Raw genomic sequence first — 14,078 nt, 5'->3', positions numbered from 1 at the left:
AGCCAGTCTTTCAAATGTTTTTTCGTTTTTTTTGACCGATTGAGTGGTAATGAAGGCACGCTCCCCTAAGGTGTTGTATTTGCGATTGGCTGTTGAAGAGAGACCGGCATCGGTACAGACGACAAATTTTGATAAGCGAAAATCCTTAAGGATTCTTTTCTCTAAAGGTTTCAGGGTGGTTTGTTCATTGGTGTTGCCGCTTGTGATATTAAAAGCAAGTGGAATGCCCGAGCCGTCCATAAATAATCCCATTTGCACAATGGGGTTCGGCCGATTTTCCTTGGACTGCCCGTATTGTTTCAGGCCTTCGGCTTCTTCGATTTCAAAGAAAAAATTGGTGCAGTCATAGTAGAGAACGGCAGTTTCCCGGTTCGCTACTTTCTGACTTAATCGATAAAAATGTTCTTGAATATCATGGGTATGTTCAGCTAAGACATCAAGACTGCGGTAAATATCTTGTAACTGAAATTGAGGCGGTTCTAATAGGGTTTGGGCAAATTCAAAGGCACTTTTTTTGGAGGCCGGACTCAAAATCCGATTGTAAATGAGACAAGATAAAATTTGATCCAACGGATATTTAAATTGATGCTGCTTGGCGATTTTTTTCGTCATGGTGGGGAGTTTCAACTGAGCTAAAATGGATTGTAAAAAGAGGTAACCAACATTAAAAAGTTGTTGTTTATCTTTTTTTATTTTCTTGGTTGGATCGTAGTGAATGGCGATCTTTTGCTTTTTCTGTTTTTCCTGTTCCGTTAATTCGGCGGCTCGCTGTTTGGCCCATTCTTCTGGATCCATTTCGGGATGTTTTTGTTTGATTTCTTCGTGATTGCCCAGTGTTTCGACAATTTTAGTGGTGCGCTTACCGTTACGAGTAATATCTTTAATAACGGCATAAGAAACCGAATTTTTTGAACGACTTTTTTTGATACGCAAAGCTGATCACCTCAGGGATAGGATAACTTTATTATATCACAGTACGTAATAGTACGCAATGTTATTTAATAAAATTTTGGCAAAAAAATAAAGCCCTGATAGGCTTTGTGGCACTTTTTGTCATTTAAAACTGTCAAACTCCCGGTTGACACACATAAAAGTAAGTGCTACCATAATCTTAAGAATTCTGTAGTGTTCGAATCGTCTTTTCAATCGAGTTGACCGAACATTTATACACTGGGATTCGAAAGATGGTATTCATGACAAGCCTTTTCACTTGGAAGTCAGATGTACCATCGGAGAAACCCACCTGCAATTAGCGGGTACAACCATTAAGACGATGGAACGGCACATAACGGAATTCGAATCATAACTATTTATGGTGGGCATGTCCGATTTGGGCATGCCTTTTTTACCGAGTTTATTAAAAAATCCTATAAGAAATTAACCCTTTTGCCCGGTTTTTGTGTTAAAATATACTTAGAAATAGAAATGGGGTGTCGCAAATGCAAGAATACAAAAAAGTTCTAGTAGGGACAGATGGATCCGAAACAGCCAACTTAGCCTTCAAGCGAGCGATCAATTTTGCTTTACAAAATAATGCAAGCCTTTACATTACACACGTCGTTGATACCCGGGCCTCCAAACCATATGAAGCTTTTGACCAGTCAGTCTCCAACAGTATGCGGATCGAGGCTGATTCCATCTTAAACCAATATGAAAAACAAGCAAGGGATGCAGGCATCCAAGATGTCCAAACTGTCTTGAAATACGGCTCACCTAAGAAGACCATCCCACAAGTCATTAGTGAAAAGGGAATAGATATCGTCATCTTAGGGGCAACAGGGCTGAACACCTTTGAACGCTTCTTTATTGGGTCCGTTTCCGAATACGTAGTCCGCCGGGCAGAATGCGATGTCTTGATTATCCGCCAGTAAGTAAGCCAAATAATCGTATATTAAAAAAGGTCCTCTCCATTTTGGAGGGGCTTTTTTATGCAATAAAGCAAGGAGCTTGGGTCAATGCTCCTTGCTTTAGTGATTTTATCTTAAAAAGTAAAAGCTTTATTAGTCTTTTAAAGCTTCCACATCGCGGGCAATCATTAGCTCCTCATCGGTGGGGATCAAGAGAACTTTGACTTTAGAATCATCGGTTGAAATAATTCTTTCCTCACCGCGGACATCATTTTTGTCTGGGTCAACTTTTAAGCCTAAGAAGGAAAGGCCATCTGCTACAGCTTGACGGACATTGGCCGCATTTTCACCAATACCAGCAGTAAAGACTAATACATCGATCCCATTCATGGTTGCAGCATACTGGCCAATGTATTTCCGGACACGGTCGTTGAAGATGTCTAAGGCAACTTGGGCATCTTCATTGCCTTCAGCAGCAGCTGATTCAATGTCACGCATGTCACTGGAAACACCAGACAAGCCTTTAAGGCCAGATTCGTTGTTTAAGATACGGACCATTTCATTGATGTCGGCAATTCCTTCTTTGCGCATGATAAATGGCAACAAGGATGGGTCAATGTCCCCTGACCGGGTTCCCATGGTAACACCAGCTAGTGGAGTGAATCCCATAGAAGTATCAACGGACTTGCCCCCGTCCACAGCTGTAATGGAGGCACCGTTCCCCAAGTGGGCTGTCACAATTTTCAAATCTTCAATCGGCTGGCCTATGATTTCAGCTGCCCGGTTAGAAACATAGCGGTGACTAGTTCCATGAGCACCATACCGTCTAGCATTGTGTTTTTCATAGTATTGCATTGGAATACTGTAGAGGTAGTTTTTCTTCGGCATAGAAGTGTGGAAAGAAGTGTCAAAAACAGCCACGCTAGTAATATCAGGCAAGACTTTCTTGAAAGCCTTGATCCCGGTAGCATTAGCAGGATTGTGGAGGGGGGCAAATTCTGCCAAGTCTTCGATAGCTTGGATCACATCATCATCGATCAAGGTAGATTCGCTGAATTTTTCACCACCAGCAACGACACGGTGCCCGACACCGGTTATTTCATCAAAACTTTCAATGATATTTAACTCTGTCAACTGTTCCAAGAGCATTTCAACCGCAACTTCGTGGTCTTGGATATCGGCTGTGGTTTCATACTTTTGGCCATCTCCGTATTTAATCGTGAAAATGGAATCAGGTAGGCCGATCCGTTCAACGATACCGGAAGCGACAACCACTTCGTCTGGCATTTCAAATAGCTTCCATTTTAGACTAGAACTTCCTGCATTAATTGAAATCGTTTTTGACATGTATTTCTTCTCTCCTTTAAAATTACTTAAACTCTTCCCGGTACCAAAGATGAATATCAGCTAAAAAGTCTTTCATGGCTTCAGCTTGGTTGAATTCTGGTGCAGTTGCCAAAAGAACTTCCTCAGCTTGTTTCGAATCTTTGGAATGTTTTTGCAGTATTACTATCGATTTTCTTGCCTCTTCATTTTGAAACATGGCCTTGTTTAAATGAATCATTCCCTGAAGGTAGCCATGTTTTTGGATGAATTGGAGTAAGTCTTTACCTTCTTGGCTTTCAAACAAATTGTAGGGGACAATAAAATAGGCAAAGCCCCCATCTTTTAAATAGTGAAAAGCTTGTTCAATCAAGAGATGGTGGGAGTAAGAATGCCCCTCCCTATTAGCCGTCTCAAATTTCTGGGCGTGTTGGTCTAAGGGATAATAACCAACAGGCAAATCGCTCACCATGACATCCACTGGGTCGATTAACAAGTTTTGCAGACTATCGCCATGGACAAGTTGGGCTTGAATATCTTGCAAGGCGGACAGCATTGACGCTAAAGAAATGAGTAATTCATCGTTGTCCACACCAGTGATATGGATCTTCCGCCCATCCTTGTTTAAAAAGTGATAAATGGTCCAGATTAGATTCCCCGTCCCGATTGACAAGTCGCCTAGTGACAGGTTCGATCTCGGGTCTGTTAAGACTTCGATTAGGTAAGCGATAAAACTGGCGATCGAATCTGGTGTCATTTGGTGGTTGACCTGGACATAGTCTTCCCGCATCCCCTTGATGAGGGCTAGCTGAAAGGCTTGGCGGATTTCCTCTGCCTCAAAGTCTTCCAGGTTAATCTTTGCATAAAGCTCTTCCAGGTCTTTTTTGATCGACTCAGTCGGGTAGCCATCCCTGACAAGGACCTGGCCATGGTCTAGGAGGTTCTCCCCTGTTTCCAGCAAGGACTCTAAGTAGGAAAATTCAGACCCACTTTGAAGTAAGGCAATGGACTGGTCGACTTGCATAAAAAGCTCCTGACTTTTTTGGGTCAAGCAAGCATCATCCTTTCAATTTGTGAAATGATAAGATGCGAACGCTTTAATTGTAGACGATTCCGATCACAATCTCAAGTTAAATGCTAAAGAAAAAGAGCAGTGCTTGCCACTGCTCTTTTAAATTAGTTAGCGACTGGATAAACAGATACTTGTTTTTTGCTTCGTCCCTTGCGTTCAAATTTAACAACGCCATCAACTTTAGCAAACAAGGTATCGTCGCCACCACGACCAACATTGTTACCAGGGTAAATCTTGGTCCCACGCTGACGGAAGATAATAGATCCGCCAGTTACGGTTTGGCCGTCACCAGCTTTAGCACCTAAGCGTTTGGCTTCGGAATCACGACCGTTAGTAGTTGAACCGCCACCCTTTTTCTTAGAGAAGAATTGTAAGTCAATTTTCAACATGATTTCCACCTCCAGGATTGTTTGTATTTTTGTTAACTTTTAGGTATTCACCATAATTCTCTTCAATTCCCTGCAGGCCTAACAGTAAGTGGTTTAAAAGAAGTTGACAGTCTGGGTTATCCCAAGACTGGCTGAAATCAGCCTTTAAATAGCCCCCTTCTTGGTCAGCCTGGTTTAGGTTAAAGTCTACTCCAACCAGGGCTTCTATACTGTTTAAGCTGGTAAAAGATAGGGCCGATACAGCTGAACAAACAATATCTTTACCTGACTCATCGAAATCAGCATGGCCTTGCAAGGTGAAAGAAAGGATCTTTCCTTCAGGGTTGAAGTCAAATTGGGCTTGGATCATGGTAAGTTCCTATTAAGCCTTGATCGATTGAACTGTTAATTTAGTGTAAGGTTGACGGTGGCCAACTTTACGGTGGGAGTCTTTACGACGCAAGTAGCGGTAGGTTGTGACCTTTTTACCCCGTCCTTGTTTTTCAATCTTGGCTTCTACGCTAGCTCCGTCGACAAAGGGTTCGCCCACTTTGGTTGAGTCACCGCCAAGGAGTAAGACTTGGTCAAAAGTCACAGTGTCACCTGCTTGACCATCTAATTTTTCAACAAAAATTTCTTGGCCTTCTTCAACTTTCAATTGCTTACCACCGGTTTGAATAATTGCATACATCGTGTTGCACCTCCTAAAATATTTTGGGCAAGGGTTTAAAGTCTATTTGCCCTACTCAGACTCGCCGTCATAAGTGGCTCAAAGCACTTGTACTCATGAACGAGCGGTTGTAGCTGTGGTGCACACAAATACAACAGGCATATTATACCAGTCTCTTGTCTAGCCGTCAATTTAAAATAGCAAAAATTAGGACCCTGACTTTAGGTCCAAAATACTTCGTCCTATTCTTCTACAAAATCATCATAGGAAGGAAGCTGGTTCACCACCCGGTCAATGCCAGGCCGTATTTTTTGGATTTGGTCAACTGAAGTAAAGTCAATTTGACCACGTTCAGTTATGTAGTAGCTCCTTGGGGTATAAGTTGATTTGTCATCTAAGAGGTGGTCAATCGAGTAGGAGCCTTCTGCAATCCGGAGTTCAGACTTATCGGAAAAAGTTCCCGTAATGACTGCCTCCTGGTCACCATCCACCCCAGCATGGGCAATGCCTTCTAAGCGACCAATGATAAAAATATTCCCTCCTGCTCTAAGATAGCCAGCTGGGTGAATATCCCCCACCAAGAGGATATCACCATCTACTTCTAGGATTTCCCCAGGCAGAACCGATCTGAACTCAACTTGCAGGCTAACCTTCTTGTGCCAAGCAACAGCTCTTTCATGACTCATCACGTTACTAGTAAAGGAAACCTCCCATTGGGCCCGCCGTTGGATTAAAGCTTGAACTTCAGCCCGCCATGATTCGGGCAGGATTCGGTTGGGGCTTTCAATGACTAGCTTGGCTTGGTCCTTGTCACGGTCAACATTAATCAGTTGGTTGGTAAAAAGTTTCACTTCTTCAAATAGGTCCTCTAGGCTAGCGTCTTGTGACAAAATCAGCCGGTAAACATTGCTCGAAGCCTTTAATTTTATGTGTTTCACTCAAGCTAACCCCCTTTTATTCTTCAATTCTTTTCATTATCTCGGTCAAAATAGGTATTAAAACAAGTAAAAAGATGGTGTTCAAGATAAGGCTGGCCCCCACATGGTTGGCCCAAAAGTAAGCATAAGTCGACTGGACCAAGCCAATCACATTAAAGACCGAAAAAGCAAAGAATTCATTCAGTAAAAGCATCAAAATCCCTAAGAACAAATAGGCCACCCAACCTGGTTGGAAATAAGTTTTCAATTGGATAATGATGTAAGCAATTAAGCAAAAAGAGGCCAGGTAAACACCCAAGATACCGGAGTAGTAAGAATCATACAAGAGACCAAAAAGAATCGCCAAAATGGCTAGGACTTTCCCCGGCAAATGGAAGGAAAAAAAGATGAGGCCAAGAAGAGTCAAGCGAGGCACCGCATAGCCAAAGCTAAATTGTAGGGTATTGTTAAAAAAGGCTGCTAGCAGGCCGTCCAACAAGAAAAAAACCAACAAGCTTAGAAAGGGAAATAGGTAGGTCTTCCACTTTTCCATCCTATCCTTCCTCGCTTTCTTGGGCTTGATCAGGATCTGCTTCTTCCGAGTTATCCTGGTCAACATCATCTTCCAGGTTGTCTGGATCTTCTTCATCTTCCGGATTTCCTTGGTCTGCTTCATCTTCGAGGAAGATGCTTTCAGCTTGCCGGTCAATGACCGTTACAAACTTGGTGGTATTGAAATTGGTTTCCGGTTCAATGTGGACAATGTGGCCTAAGCCTTGGTTGTCTAGAGCTACTTCTGTCACCCGCCCAATCACTAAGCCACTTGGGAATAAGCCTCCCAAGCCCGATGTTGTCACCAAGTCCCCTTCTTCAATACCTTCATCGGAAGTGATTTGGGTCATCAAGAGCTCATTATCGTCCACTAGGTAGTCTGATACAACCCCGTAGATGGCTTCGTCTTCAGCTTCATCGGACACAATTTGGGCTGAGACCCGGTTGGAAGTTGCTTCAATATTGGTGATCAGAGTCACCTTGCTAGAGGCTTGGTTAACTTCAGTTATGACCCCCAACAAACCGTTCTGGCTCATGACCGCCATATTTTGGCTGATCCCATCTGAAGAGCCAACGTCAATAATTAAATTATCAACCCAGCGGTCAGGGTTACGGGAGATGACATTAGCTGACAGAGTGGTGTAGTCACTCAAGCTTTCGTCCAAGTTTAGCTCCTCTTTTAACTGCTCGTTTTCTTCTCTTAAATTATTTATTTCTGCATCTTTTTCATAAACCTGGTCCACCTGTCTTCTTAAGGCTTGGTTTTCTTCAAAAGAATTTTCAATGTCTTCTACCGAGTCAAAGGCAGTCGTGATGGCATTCATCGGTTTGGAGAAGGCCTGGCCAAAAAAAGCCGTGACATCATTACCAAAGCCTTGGATAGGACCACTAGCAGAACTATTTAAAGACAAGGTTATCAAAGAAATAAAAACGATAACCCCGATCAGAAGTCCGATTAATTTTTTGTTTGTGAAAAAACGATTCATAACTTGCACCTCGTATTTTTAACCTTTAACCATTTTATCACACGCAGGTGTAAAATCGAACATAAATATACAAATCATCTAATAGAATGAAAAAAGGTAAAACAGCTCTTCTTTTTTCTAACTATAATAAAAGCTTTATTGGTCTCGGACCATCTAGCCCCTAAAAATCCATTAAAAAAGGACGGAGTTTAACCCCGTCCGGATAGTCTAATGAATTATTGTGCTTGTTTGTTAACGTTAGCAGCTTGTGGACCACGAGCGCCTTCCTCAATCTCAAAAGTCACTTCTTGGCCTTCTTCTAAAGTTTTGAAACCTTCGTCATTAATAGCTGAAAAGTGAACGAAGACGTCATCTGCACCTTCACGTTCAATAAAGCCAAAACCTTTTTCGGCGTTAAACCATTTTACTCTTCCATTTTCCATGAGTCATTTCCTCCTCGTGCTAGGGCACTTGATATTAACATTCTTGCTAAAGCTCGATTTGGAAATACATTTCACAAAACGCTAACTTAAAACAAAATGCTAGAATAATATTAGCATGTTTCCTAAGAGAAAACAAGACAAAAAGTCCCATTAAAATTCACAATTAACTAAACCGTTTTCTTAAAGATGTCTATAATCACCTTGATTCCGATATTTTCCCACCTAGACCATTTTCTAAAAAAGCTTGATCTTGCCTTCACTTGAGTTTAAACTTATTATTGTAAAAATCATTTCGAGGAAGGATGTTTGTCAAATGAGTCTGCAAAAATGGACTGATCAAATACCAGAAATCACTAAAATTAGGAACTACCAGCCCCTCTTCTGGGTCAATGATAACTACGATGGGGTCATAGCCGCCAATAAAAAGTCCCCTTATTCAATGGATGATATCGAAGACGCCTCGGCAAGATTAGACCGTTTTGCTGCTTATTTTGCAAAATATTTTCCAGAGACCCAAGATAATGATGGAATCATTGAGTCTGAACTAAATGCCATTCCCCATATGAAGGGCTTTTTAGAAGATTACTATGATGTCCAGATCCAAGGTGACCTCTACTTAAAGCGGGATGACACCCTTCCCATTGCAGGTACCATCAAGGCAAGAGGGGCCATTTACGAGGTTCTTAAACATGCCGAAGACTTAGCTTTGGAACAAGGGATCTTAACCAGCTATGAGGATGACTACACCAAGTTTGGCAGTCAAGAATTTAAAGACTTTTTTGCTGACTACAAGGTTATGGTAGGAACTACGGGTAACCTGGGCATCAGCGTGGGTGTTATGGCTGCAGCTTTAGGTTTTAATGTAACCATCCATATGTCTGACGAAGCCAAGGAATGGAAGAAAAACCACTTGCGGGAAAAAGGAGTAACCGTTGTCGAACACAAGACCAACTTTACTGAAGCGGTCCAACACGGCCGAAACCAATCCCAAGCAGACCCTAAATCTTACTTTGTAGACGATGAGCATTCAGTCGACCTCTTTTTGGGCTACACGGTTGCTGCCCTTCGTTTGCAAAAGCAATTAGAAGAAGCTGGCGTGACCGTTGATGCAAACCACCCCCTCTTTATCTATTCCCCTTGTGGTATTGGTGGCAGTCCGGGTGGGATTAACTTCGGCCTTAAGCAAGTTTTTGGCGACCATGTCCATTCTTTCTTTGCTCAACCCACCCACATGCCTTCCATGCTAGTGGGTCTTTTGACTAAAGAATACGATAAGGTGTCAGTGGCAGACTTTGGTCTCGATGCCAAGACCAACATGGACGGCTTGGCAGTTCCAAGAACATCCGGTTTTGTGGCAGAACTCATGCACCACTACTTTAACGGCGGCTTAACAGTATCAGAAGAAGACCAAAAAGCCCTCTTAAGCAAAATGATAGACTTAGAAGACATTCATCTAGAACCGGCTGCCCTAGCTGGTCTGCCAGGTCCGGCCTATCTCTTCGCTAGCCAAGCTGGTCAAGCCTACCTAGACCAAAACAATTTATACGATAAAATGGACCAAGCCAGCCATATTGCCTGGGCGACTGGGGGTAGCATGGTCCCCCAAGAAGAGATGGAGGCCTTCTACCAGGAAGGTTTACACTATTTATAAACCGATAAAAATAAACCCACAAGAGGACCGGTCAGAACCGGTTCTCTAATTTATTAAAGGTATCCCTCCCCTCTCATTGAACAAAAAGAATCTTCCCCCACTATAATATGGTCAAGCAATTGAATCCCGATTAAGTCACCTGCTTCTTCCATCCTCCTAGTGAAAGCAATATCAGCTTGGGAGGGTTCCGGATTGCCACTAGGGTGGTTGTGACCAATAATGATACTGGCTGCTGAAGACCGGATACCGATCCGGAAAATCTCCCGGGGATGGGCAATACTATTGGTTAAGGACCCCTTAAAGACTAACTCTTGCTTGATAATTTGATTTTTAGTATTCAAATACAAGGCCAGGACATTTTCCTGGTGAAGACCTCCAATTTCGTCAATCATATACTGGCCCACCCATTGGCTAGAGTTAATGGTGGCTCCTTTAGCCGATTTGGAACGGTAGATTCGCTTACCCAGCTCAATAGCAGCCAAAACTTCCACCGCCTTGGAAGGACCAATCCCTTTGATGGCAATCAATTCTTCCATGGAGATGGCCTTCAATTCCGAAAGGTCTCCTACTCTTTCCAAAACCTGCATGGCCAAGTGGATGACATCAAACTCCTTGGTCCCTGTCCTTAAAAGGATGGCTAGAAGTTCTTGGTTGGACAAGGCATGGGCCCCACACTCCTTTAGACGTTCTCTAGGTTTATCATTGTCTGGCATAACATTAAAAATTGTTTTTGACATAATAAAAGTCCTTTCTTTGGTCTTACTATAAGATACGCAAAGAAAGGACTTTTTTATTTTTTTATTTAAAATATTTTATAACTTGTCTTAAATTTTCTTCAATGGCCAGACTTTTCGATTTGGCTTCCGGCCCAGGCTGGATTAGGTCGGGAATCATAATGGTGGCCAAGCGGGCTGCGTGACCAGCCCGGACCCCGTTCAAGGAGTCTTCTAAGACCAAAGTTTCATCCTTGCTTGTTCCTAGCTTGTCTAGGGCCATCAGGAAAATATCTGGCTCAGGTTTGGTCTGGTCCACTTCATCGCCTCCGACCAAGTCGACAAAGTAGTCCTTGACCCCATTGATGGTGACTACCTTGTCCACCAACCATTTATCTGAGCTGGAAGCAACGACCATCTTAATCCTCTCTTTTTGCAAGTAGTCTAAGAGGTCCATTAAGCCTTCTTTTTTAGGGACCTGGTCAGAGGTTAAGAGGTCATAAACATCTTTTTGAGATTCTTCCATAAAGCGGTCAACCTTGTCTTTTTCTTCAAAATGGTCGTACATGGCTTGGAAGAAATCCCGCTCGCTCCCCCCAACATGGTCCAGGTAGAAGTCCTTGCTAAAGTTTAAACCGACCCGGTCAGCCGTTTTTTGGTTGGCTTGGAAATAAATAGTTTCGGTATCAAACATCAATCCATCCATGTCAAAAATGACTGCTTTAAAATCTGTCATCCTAACCCTCTTTCATTTCTCTCATATTGCTTAATTGGTCTTTGACCGCTTCATACCGCTCTTGGTATTGGACTCCCTTGTCTCTTTCCTCTTGGACAATTTTTTCGGGCGCGTTATTGACAAATTTCTCATTGGCTAGTTTGCCCTCTACCCGGTCGATCTCGCCTTGCCACTTAGCAAGTTCTTTCTCTAGGCGGGCAATTTCTTGGTCAAAATCAACCAAGCCAGCTAGGGGAATAAAAATTTCAACCCCGGAAGCGACAGCCGACTTCACTTCTTTAGGGACTTGTGGGTCCTGACTGATCTCCAAGTTATCGGGGTTACAGAAGCGGAGGATAAAGGACTGGTTGGCTTTTAAGAAGTCTTCCACTTGGTCATCTTTGGCCTTAATCAACAGGTCAATTCCTTGCGATAAGGGCCGGTTTGATTCAGCCCGGATCGACCGGACGGATTGGATTAAATCAATCAAGGTACTCATATTGGAAATGGCTTCTGGATTACTGAACTGGCCATCTGCCTCAGGATAAGGAGCAGTCACAATCGAATTCCCTTGGTGGGGGACATGCTGGTAGATCTCTTCGGTCACAAAAGGCATGAAGGGGTGGAGAAGTCGCAATATTGCATTCAAGACATAGGCTAAGACACTTTTGGCCATGTCTTTTTGGTCAGGACTCCCCTCATCCAAAATTTCCTTGGTCATTTCAATATACCAATCGCAGTAGTCATCCCAAATGAAGCGGTAGAGAGCCTTGCCTGCCAGAGAGAATTCAAACTTATCGGCATGGTCGTTAACCACGGCGATGGTTTCATGAAGCCGGGCCAAGATCCATTGGTCAGCCACAGTCTGGTCTCCATCAAGGTCAATGTCTTGGTAGGCCATATCCCCTAAGTTTAAGATCACGTATCGGGAAGCATTCCAGATCTTATTGATAAAGTTCCAAGCCGCATCCATTTTTTCGTATGAGAAGCGGATGTCTTGTCCTGGGGTCGACCCATTGGTGAGGAACCAACGCAAGGAATCGGCACCATACTGGTCAATCACGTCCATCGGGTCAATTCCGTTGCCCAAGGACTTGGACATTTTTTGACCATCTTCAGCCCGAATTAAACCGTGGATCAAAACATGTTCAAAGGGACGGCGACCAGTAAATTCAAGAGACTGAAAGATCATCCGGGCAACCCAGAAGAAGATAATGTCATAACCAGTCACTAGGGTATTGGTTGGGAAGTAACGTTTAAAGGTTGGATTGTCTTCTTCCGGCCAGCCCATGGTCGAAAAAGGCCAAAGAGCTGAACTGAACCAGGTGTCCAAGACATCGGGGTCCTGGTCCCAATTTTCACTATCTTCTGGTGCCTCTTCGCCCACATAAACTTCACCCGTTTCCTTGTGGTACCAGGCAGGAATTTGGTGGCCCCACCAAAGTTGTCTTGAAATAACCCAGTCATGCACATTTTCCATCCAATCGGTAAAGGTTTTCTCAAACCGGCCAGGGACAAAGTTGACCTTATCGTCTGTTTTTTGGTTGGCCAAGGCCCGGTCAGCCAAGCCGTCCATTTTAACAAACCACTGGGTGGACAAGCGGGGTTCCACAACTGCATCTGACCGCTCCGAGTGGCCAACACTGTGGGTGTAGTCTTCTACCTTCACCAGCTTGCCTTGGTCTTTTAAGTCAGCAACAACCTGCTTGCGGGCATCAAAGCGGTCTAAGCCTTGGTAGGCCCCTGCATTTTTATTCATAGTCCCGTCAGCAGTCATGACATTAATGCGTTCAAGGTCATGGCGGTTTCCAATCTCAAAGTCATTTGGGTCATGGGCTGGGGTCACCTTGACGACCCCAGTTCCAAATTCCATGTCAACATAGCGGTCTGCGACAATCGGAATTTCCCGGCCCAGCAAAGGCAGGGTCAGGGTCTTGCCAATGTAAGATTGGTAACGTTCATCATCGGGGTGGACAGCGACCCCGCTATCGCCTAGCATAGTTTCCGGCCGGGTAGTGGCAATCTCAACCTGGCCTGACCCATCAGAGAGAGGATAGGTCATGTGGTAAAAGGCACCCTGGACTTCCTTGTGGATGACCTCAATATCACTTAAAGCTGTTTGGGCTACTGGGTCCCAGTTTATAATGTACTCACCACGGTAGATCAAGCCCTTGTTGTAAAGGTCGACAAAGACCTTGTTAACTGCCTTGTTCAAGCCTTCGTCAAGGGTAAAGCGTTCATGGGAATAATCCACTGATAAGCCAATTTTAGCCCACTGGTCCCTGATATTTTTAGCATATTCTTCTTTCCAATCCCAAACCCGATCGATAAAGGCATCCCGGCCTAAATCATACCGGCTTAAGCCTTCTTCATTCCGGATTTTCTCTTCTACCTTGGCTTGGGTCGCAATCCCAGCATGGTCCATGCCGGGGAGCCAGAGGGTATCATAGCCCTGCATTCGTTTACGACGGACAATAATATCCTGCAAGCTGGTATCCCAAGCATGACCTAGGTGGAGCTTGCCAGTTACATTGGGTGGGGGAATAACTACTGAATAGGCTTCAACGTCCCCATCGGAGCTAGGCTTAAATAAGCCTGCATCTACCCAATCCTTGTAGCGTCCTTCCTCTACAGCCTGGGGGTTATACTTACTTGGCATCTGACTTGCTTTATCACTTGTCATCATAATCCCTACTTTCTACATTAGTCAAACAAAATCGAGTAGGAGACTAGCCATTAATTGGCTAGTCGACCTCTCACACCACCGTGCGTACGGTTCCGTACACGGCGGTTCAATATCTTGCGTAAGCAGACTCAGCGATAGTGCTTAGTGGAACTAAGC

15 protein-coding genes, 1 other RNA gene and 1 other annotated feature are annotated in these 14,078 nt (G+C 43.8%); of the genes, 3 read left to right on the top strand and 13 right to left on the bottom strand.

Features of this window, described 5'->3' with window-relative positions:
• Window positions 1–933 (bottom strand): IS1634 family transposase (locus tag HMPREF9698_RS00855; RefSeq protein WP_003776344.1); only part of this gene is annotated, 933 nt, incomplete at its 3' end.
• 181 nt (window positions 934–1,114) lie between these two features.
• On the opposite strand from HMPREF9698_RS00855, the gene ssrS reads away from it, so the two are divergent.
• A non-coding RNA gene (gene ssrS / locus HMPREF9698_RS08615) (6S RNA) lies at window positions 1,115–1,299 on the top strand.
• A 140-nt stretch (window positions 1,300–1,439) separates the two neighbouring features.
• Window positions 1,440–1,871, top strand: a complete 432-nt coding sequence (locus HMPREF9698_RS00850) for a universal stress protein (RefSeq protein WP_003776342.1) — start codon at window positions 1,440–1,442, stop codon at window positions 1,869–1,871.
• Window positions 1,872–2,000: 129 nt separating this feature from the next.
• Here the strand turns inward: HMPREF9698_RS00850 and HMPREF9698_RS00845 are convergent, their stop codons facing one another.
• The 9 genes from HMPREF9698_RS00845 to HMPREF9698_RS00805 all read right to left on the bottom strand — a co-directional run bounded on the left by HMPREF9698_RS00845 (window position 2,001) and on the right by HMPREF9698_RS00805 (window position 8,157).
• On the bottom strand, window positions 2,001–3,194 hold the full coding sequence (locus HMPREF9698_RS00845) for an acetate/propionate family kinase (RefSeq protein WP_003776339.1): 1,194 nt from the start codon (window positions 3,192–3,194) through the stop codon (window positions 2,001–2,003).
• A gap of 22 nt (window positions 3,195–3,216) precedes the next feature.
• The gene (locus tag HMPREF9698_RS00840; protein ID WP_040292328.1) at window positions 3,217–4,221 is read right to left on the bottom strand and encodes a class I SAM-dependent methyltransferase; all 1,005 of its coding nucleotides are present in this window, start codon (window positions 4,219–4,221) and stop codon (window positions 3,217–3,219) included.
• Window positions 4,222–4,346: 125 nt separating this feature from the next.
• Window positions 4,347–4,631 carry a 50S ribosomal protein L27 gene (gene rpmA, locus HMPREF9698_RS00835; protein WP_003776335.1) on the bottom strand — a complete coding sequence of 95 codons (285 nt, stop codon included), beginning with the start codon at window positions 4,629–4,631 and terminating at the stop codon, window positions 4,347–4,349.
• Window positions 4,618–4,980: a ribosomal-processing cysteine protease Prp gene (locus HMPREF9698_RS00830; protein WP_003776333.1), complete on the bottom strand. Its 363-nt coding sequence runs from the start codon at window positions 4,978–4,980 to the stop codon at window positions 4,618–4,620. The genes rpmA and HMPREF9698_RS00830 overlap by 14 nt, the downstream gene beginning before the upstream one ends.
• Before the next feature lie 12 nt (window positions 4,981–4,992).
• Complete coding sequence (gene rplU / locus HMPREF9698_RS00825; RefSeq protein ID WP_003776331.1) at window positions 4,993–5,301, bottom strand: 50S ribosomal protein L21; 309 nt, start codon at window positions 5,299–5,301, stop codon at window positions 4,993–4,995.
• Window positions 5,302–5,348: 47 nt separating this feature from the next.
• Window positions 5,349–5,420: a sequence feature (ribosomal protein L21 leader region), on the bottom strand.
• Window positions 5,421–5,522: 102 nt separating this feature from the next.
• Window positions 5,523–6,218, bottom strand: coding sequence for a septum site-determining protein MinC (locus HMPREF9698_RS00820; protein WP_003776329.1), 696 nt, complete (start codon window positions 6,216–6,218; stop codon window positions 5,523–5,525).
• Between the two features lie 16 nt (window positions 6,219–6,234).
• Window positions 6,235–6,750 (bottom strand): rod shape-determining protein MreD, encoded by a 516-nt coding sequence (mreD, locus tag HMPREF9698_RS00815; protein ID WP_003776328.1) that lies wholly within the window; start codon window positions 6,748–6,750, stop codon window positions 6,235–6,237.
• Window position 6,751: 1 nt separating this feature from the next.
• On the bottom strand, window positions 6,752–7,735 hold the full coding sequence (mreC, locus tag HMPREF9698_RS00810; RefSeq protein ID WP_003776325.1) for a rod shape-determining protein MreC: 984 nt from the start codon (window positions 7,733–7,735) through the stop codon (window positions 6,752–6,754).
• Window positions 7,736–7,950: 215 nt separating this feature from the next.
• Window positions 7,951–8,157, bottom strand: a complete 207-nt coding sequence (locus tag HMPREF9698_RS00805) for a cold-shock protein (protein WP_003776323.1) — start codon at window positions 8,155–8,157, stop codon at window positions 7,951–7,953.
• 313 nt (window positions 8,158–8,470) lie between these two features.
• Between HMPREF9698_RS00805 and HMPREF9698_RS00800 the strand changes: the two genes are divergently transcribed.
• A complete protein-coding gene (locus tag HMPREF9698_RS00800) occupies window positions 8,471–9,808 on the top strand; it encodes a D-serine ammonia-lyase (RefSeq protein WP_003776322.1) in 1,338 nt (445 codons plus the stop codon).
• Window positions 9,809–9,861: 53 nt separating this feature from the next.
• Here the strand turns inward: HMPREF9698_RS00800 and radC are convergent, their stop codons facing one another.
• The 3 genes from radC to HMPREF9698_RS00785 form a co-directional block, all read right to left on the bottom strand.
• Window positions 9,862–10,545 carry a RadC family protein gene (gene radC / locus HMPREF9698_RS00795; RefSeq protein WP_003776320.1) on the bottom strand — a complete coding sequence of 228 codons (684 nt, stop codon included), beginning with the start codon at window positions 10,543–10,545 and terminating at the stop codon, window positions 9,862–9,864.
• 61 nt (window positions 10,546–10,606) lie between these two features.
• Window positions 10,607–11,257, bottom strand: coding sequence for an HAD family hydrolase (locus HMPREF9698_RS00790; protein WP_003776319.1), 651 nt, complete (start codon window positions 11,255–11,257; stop codon window positions 10,607–10,609).
• Window position 11,258: 1 nt separating this feature from the next.
• The gene (locus HMPREF9698_RS00785) at window positions 11,259–13,919 is read right to left on the bottom strand and encodes a valine--tRNA ligase (protein WP_003776315.1); all 2,661 of its coding nucleotides are present in this window, start codon (window positions 13,917–13,919) and stop codon (window positions 11,259–11,261) included.
• Window positions 13,920–14,078 lie beyond the last annotated feature (159 nt).

This window comes from Alloiococcus otitis ATCC 51267, assembly GCF_000315445.1.
GTDB classification, from domain to species: domain Bacteria; phylum Bacillota; class Bacilli; order Lactobacillales; family Carnobacteriaceae_A; genus Alloiococcus; species Alloiococcus otitis.
Note: the sequence above shows the minus strand (reverse complement) of the source record. Positions and strands in the feature narration are given on the sequence as shown.

Bases quoted from the DNA above. Each gene is read 5' to 3' on its own strand.
- HMPREF9698_RS00850 (WP_003776342.1), top strand. From the start codon at position 1,440: ATGCAAGAATACAAAAAAGTTCTAGTAGGGACAGATGGATCCGAAACA.
- HMPREF9698_RS00845 (WP_003776339.1), bottom strand. From the start codon at position 3,194: ATGTCAAAAACGATTTCAATTAATGCAGGAAGTTCTAGTCTAAAATGG.
- rpmA (WP_003776335.1), bottom strand. From the start codon at position 4,631: ATGTTGAAAATTGACTTACAATTCTTCTCTAAGAAAAAGGGTGGCGGT.
- HMPREF9698_RS00830 (WP_003776333.1), bottom strand. From the start codon at position 4,980: ATGATCCAAGCCCAATTTGACTTCAACCCTGAAGGAAAGATCCTTTCT.
- rplU (WP_003776331.1), bottom strand. From the start codon at position 5,301: ATGTATGCAATTATTCAAACCGGTGGTAAGCAATTGAAAGTTGAAGAA.
- mreD (WP_003776328.1), bottom strand. From the start codon at position 6,750: ATGGAAAAGTGGAAGACCTACCTATTTCCCTTTCTAAGCTTGTTGGTT.
- mreC (WP_003776325.1), bottom strand. From the start codon at position 7,735: ATGAATCGTTTTTTCACAAACAAAAAATTAATCGGACTTCTGATCGGG.
- HMPREF9698_RS00805 (WP_003776323.1), bottom strand. From the start codon at position 8,157: ATGGAAAATGGAAGAGTAAAATGGTTTAACGCCGAAAAAGGTTTTGGC.
- HMPREF9698_RS00800 (WP_003776322.1), top strand. From the start codon at position 8,471: ATGAGTCTGCAAAAATGGACTGATCAAATACCAGAAATCACTAAAATT.
- radC (WP_003776320.1), bottom strand. From the start codon at position 10,545: ATGTCAAAAACAATTTTTAATGTTATGCCAGACAATGATAAACCTAGA.
- HMPREF9698_RS00790 (WP_003776319.1), bottom strand. From the start codon at position 11,257: ATGACAGATTTTAAAGCAGTCATTTTTGACATGGATGGATTGATGTTT.
- HMPREF9698_RS00785 (WP_003776315.1), bottom strand. From the start codon at position 13,919: ATGACAAGTGATAAAGCAAGTCAGATGCCAAGTAAGTATAACCCCCAG.